This is a genomic window from Corallococcus llansteffanensis (genome assembly GCF_003612055.1).
Taxonomy (GTDB): domain Bacteria; phylum Myxococcota; class Myxococcia; order Myxococcales; family Myxococcaceae; genus Corallococcus; species Corallococcus llansteffanensis.
In genome coordinates, this window is record NZ_RAWB01000684.1 from 1 (window position 1) to 4,789 (window position 4,789).

At 70.3% G+C, this 4,789-nt stretch carries 1 protein-coding gene; it reads left to right on the forward strand.

Annotated elements, in window-relative coordinates; translation table 11 throughout:
• The coding region (locus D7V93_RS38100) for a non-ribosomal peptide synthetase (RefSeq protein WP_120647992.1) at positions 1-4,789 on the forward strand (4,789 nt) is incomplete at both ends.

A 4,789-nucleotide genomic window follows, 5' to 3' on the forward strand; every position in this document is an offset into this window, starting at 1 on the left:
CGCTTGCTCTGCGCGAAGTCCTCCAGCACGGCCCGCCCCAGCGCCTCGTCAACGGCTACGGCCCCACCGAGTGCACCGTCTTCTCCTCCTTCCACCTCGTGGACGCGCCTCCCGCCCTTGGCGCCCCCGTCCCCATTGGCCGCCCTCTCTCCAACGGGCCTCTCTTCATCCTCGACCCGCTTCTTCAGCCCGTCCCCATCGGTGTCCCGGGTGAGCTGTACGTGTCCGGCGAGCGGCTCGGTCGCGGCTACTTCGCCCGTCCCGAACTCACCGCGCTCACGTACCGGCCCCACCCGTTCTCCACCACTCCCGGTGCGCGCCTCTACAAGACGGGTGACCGCGCCCGGTTCCTGGCCGATGGCCGCATCGAGTACCTCGGTCGCGCGGACCATCAGGTGAAGATCCGTGGCTACCGCGTCGAGCTGGGCGAAATCGAAGAGGCCCTGCGCCTGCATCCCGCCATCAAGGACGCCTCGGTCCTCGCACTGGAAGCCGGAGGTGACCGGCGGCTGGCCGCCTACGTCGTTCCCCGCGACGCACTTCCCGACGTCTCAGCACTGCGCTCCTGGCTGCGCGAGCGCCTTCCGGAGCACATGGTGCCTGCTTCCTTCACGCCGCTCCCTTCGCTGCCCCTCACCGTCAACGGCAAGGTGGACCGTCGCGCGCTCCCCGCCCCCGAGCCCGCTCGGGGTGATGACCTCTCCTACGTCCCTCCCTCCTCTCCCACGGAGATCGCCCTCGCTCGTCTCTGGGCCACTGTCCTCGAAGTGGATCGCGTGGGCCTCGAAGACGACTTCTTCTCCCTGGGCGGCCACTCCCTTCTCGGCACCCAGCTCATCTCGCGCGTGAACGAGACGTTCCGCCTGCGGATGCCGATCCCGCAGATCTTCGACACGCCGACCCTCGCCCTCATGGCGGAGGCCGTCGACGCCGCGCAGCGCATCGAGGTCTCCGAGGAGGGGCCCGCGCTCGTTCCCTTCCCGCACGAGGGTGATCAGCCGCTCTCCTTCGCACAGGAGCGGATCCTCTTCGTGGAGCAGCTCCACCCTGGAACCGCCACGTTCCGGATTCCGGGTGCCTACCGCATCACCTCGCCGCTCGACGTCTCCCTGCTGGAGCGCAGCCTCACCGAACTGACCCGCCGCCAGGAATCGCTCCGGACCGTCTTCGCCTCGACCGAGACCGACTTCGTCACGCGCATCCTCCCCGTCCGTCCGTTCGTCCTCCTGAAGGTGGATGTCAGCGCTCTGCCTGCCGCTGAGCAGGCGGCGGAAGTGGCTCGGCAGACGCGCCTGGAGCTCGAACGCCCGCTGGAGCTGAGCACGGGTCCCCTGCTGCAGGGCACCCTGCTCCGCTTCCGCGAGGACGACCACCTGCTCCTCCTGACCCTCCATCACATCGTCTCGGATGGCTGGTCCGTGGGGGTCATGCTCCGGGAGCTTCGGACCCTCTACGCGGACCTCGCGGCGGGACGTCCCTCCTCCCTTCCTCCCCTGCCCATCCAGTACACCGAGTTCGCCGCCTGGCAGCGGCAATGGCTCCGGGACGACACGTTGGAGCGGCTGCTGAGCTATTGGCGCAAGCAGCTCGCCGGTGCGCCGCTCCTCCTGGAGCTGCCCATGGATCGGCCCCGCCCGCCCATCCACCGCCTCAAGGGCCACTCGCTGACGTTCCAGCTCTCCTCTCAGGTCTCCCAGGCCATCGAGGACCTCTGCCGCCAGGAGAACGTCACCCTGTTCATGGGCCTGCTCGCGGGCTTCAGCGCCCTCTTGCATCGCTACACGGGCCAGCAGGACCTCATCGTCGGCACGCCCCTCGCCGGTCGCATCCGTCCCGAGCTCGAAGGGCTCGTCGGGCTGTTCGTCAACACGCTCGCGCTGCGGCAGGACCTGTCGGGTGCCCCCAGCCTCATCGAGCTGATGCGGCGCGTGCGCGAGGTCACGCTCGGCGCCTATGCCCACCAGGAGCTTCCCTTCGAGAAGCTCGTCGGCGACTTCCACCCCGAGCGCGTCCTCAGTCACGCGCTGGTCGTCCAGGTGATGTTCGTCCTTCAGACCCCCACCCTGGAGGCGCATCCCTCCACCGCGCTCCAGATGGTCACGGCCGCGGAGCCGTGGGAGCTGCGCACCGGGACGTCGAAGTGCGACCTCATCCTCTTCATGTCGAAGTCCCCGGAGGGGCTGCGGGCCACCTTCGAGTACGACACCGACCTCTTCGACGCCGAGCGCATCGAGCGCATGGCCTCCCACTTCCAGACGTTCCTGGAGGCCGCTGTCGCACAGCCCTCGCGCCCCATCGCCTCCCTGCCCCTGCTTCCCGGGGATGAGCGCCAGCGCGTCCTGCGCGAATGGAACGACGCCACCGTCGACTTCCCCCGCGACCTCTGCGTCCACGAGCGCTTCGCCTTCCAGGCCTCTCGCACGCCCGACGCTCCCGCCGTCACCTATGGCGCCCACACCCTCTCGTACCGCCAGCTCGATGAGCGCTCCAACCAGCTCGCCTGGCACCTGCGCTCGCTCGGCGTCGGCCCCGAGGTCCTCGTGGGCCTCTGCGTCGAGCGTTCCGCGGACCTCGTCGTCGGCATGCTCGCCGTCCTCAAGGCGGGCGGCGCCTACCTGCCCCTCGACGACTCCCACCCCGCCGAACGCCTGGCCTTCATGCTCCAGGATGCACGCGTCAGCGTCCTGCTCGCCCACCAGCACAAGCGTGAGCGCCTCCCGCACTTCTCCGGCGCCACCGTCTGCCTCGACACCGACGCGGACTCGCTGGGTCGCCTCTCCACCGCGCCCCTCCCGCCGACCTCCGGGCCGGAGAATCTGGCCTACGTCATCTTCACGTCGGGTTCGACGGGCAGGCCCAAGGGCAGCGCCATCCTCCACCGGGGCGTCCTCGCGCTCGCGTTCGATCCGCTGCTGCACGCCTTCTCCGCTTCCGACCGCGTCGCCCAGGCCTCCAACGCCTCCTTCGACCCGAGCACCTTCGAAATCTGGGGCGCCCTCCTCCACGGTGCGCACCTTGTCGGCATCACCGCGAGCCCTGCCCATTCGCCCCATGACTTCGCGGCCCAGATTCAGGAGGCCCGCGCCTCTGTCATGTTCGTCACCACCGCCGTGTTGCACCTGCTCGCGCGCCAGGTGCCTGGGGCCTTCAAGGGCCTCCACACGCTCGTCTTCGGGGGGGAGGCCGCGGACCCACTGGCCCTGCGCGAAGTGCTCCAGCACGGCCCGCCCCAGCGCCTCGTCAACGGCTACGGCCCCACCGAGTGCACCGTCTTCTCCTCCTTCCACCTCGTGGACGCGCCCCCGGCCCTCGGCGTCCCCGTGCCCATCGGCCGCCCCCTGTCGAACGGCCCCCTCTACATCCTCGACCCGCTGCTTCAGCCCGTTCCCATGGGTGTCCCCGGCGAGCTGTACGTGTCCGGTGAGCGTCTGGGGCGTGGCTACTTCCAACGCCCTGAACTGACCGCGCTCACCTACCGGCCCGACCCCTTCTCCACCGTCCCAGGGGCGCGCCTGTACAAGACGGGTGACCGCGCCCGGTTCCTTTCCGATGGCCGCGTTGAGTACCTCGGTCGCGCCGACCACCAGGTGAAGGTGCGCGGCTACCGCGTCGAGCTGGGCGAAATCGAAGAGGCCCTGCGACTGCACCCCGCCATCAAGGATGCCTCCGTCGTTGCTCGTGAGGCCGGAGGCGACCGGCGCCTCGCCGCCTACCTAGTCCCCCACGACGTGCTGCCCGACCTCTCGGAGCTGCGCGTGTGGCTGCGCGAGCGCCTCCCCGAGCACATGGTGCCGGCCTCCTTCACCTCGCTCCCGTCACTGCCCCTCACCGTCAACGGCAAGGTGGACCGCCGCGCGCTCCCAGCCCCCGAGCCCGCTCGCGGCGATGCCCTCTCCTACGTCCCGCCCTCCACTCCCACGGAGGTGGCGCTCTGCCGCCTCTGGGCCTCGCTCCTCGACGTGGAGCGCGTGGGCCTTCACGACAACTTCTTCCACCTCGGCGGGCACTCCCTGCTCGCCACCCAGCTGGTCTCGCGCGTCCGTTCGGAGCTGGGCGCGGAGATCGCGCTGCGGGTCCTCTTCACCGGTCCCACGGTCGCGCAGCTCGCCCAGCACCTGGGCACGCTGGTTCCGGACGACGGGCCCCGCCCGGTGCCTCCGCTGGTGCCCGCGCCTCGTGACCGCCCGCTGCCCCTGTCGTATGCGCAGGAGCGGCACTACCGCTTCTTCCTCAGCGCCCCCACGTCGACCGCCTACAACATCCCTTCCGGCCACCGGATCCGGGGTCCGCTGAAGGTCGAAGCGCTGCGGGGTGCCTTGCAGGACCTGCTCGAACGTCACGAGTCCATGCGGGTCCTGATCTCGAAAGAGGACGGGCAGCTCGTCCAACGGATCGTCCCCGCGGGCGACTTCCCGTGGCACTTCGAGGACCTGCGCGGAGAGCCCGATGCGGAAGCCGCGGCGTGGAAGCGCATCCACGCGGAGGCCCAGACTCCATTCGACCTCACGCGGGATGCGCTCGTGCGCGCCTCGCTCCTGCGCGTGAAGGACGACGAGCACCTGCTCCTGCTCTGCATCCACCACAGCACCTCGGACGGCTGGTCCATGGGCGTCATCGCCCGGGAGCTGGGGGCGCTGTACGCGGCGCGGGCCCAGGGACGCGCAGCGGACCTCGCGCCCCTCGTCGTGCAGTACCCCGACTATGCGGCGTGGCAGCGCTCATGGCTCACCGGCCCCGAACTGGACCGGCGCATGGCCTACTGGCGGCAGGCCCTCGCGGGGGCCCCCAC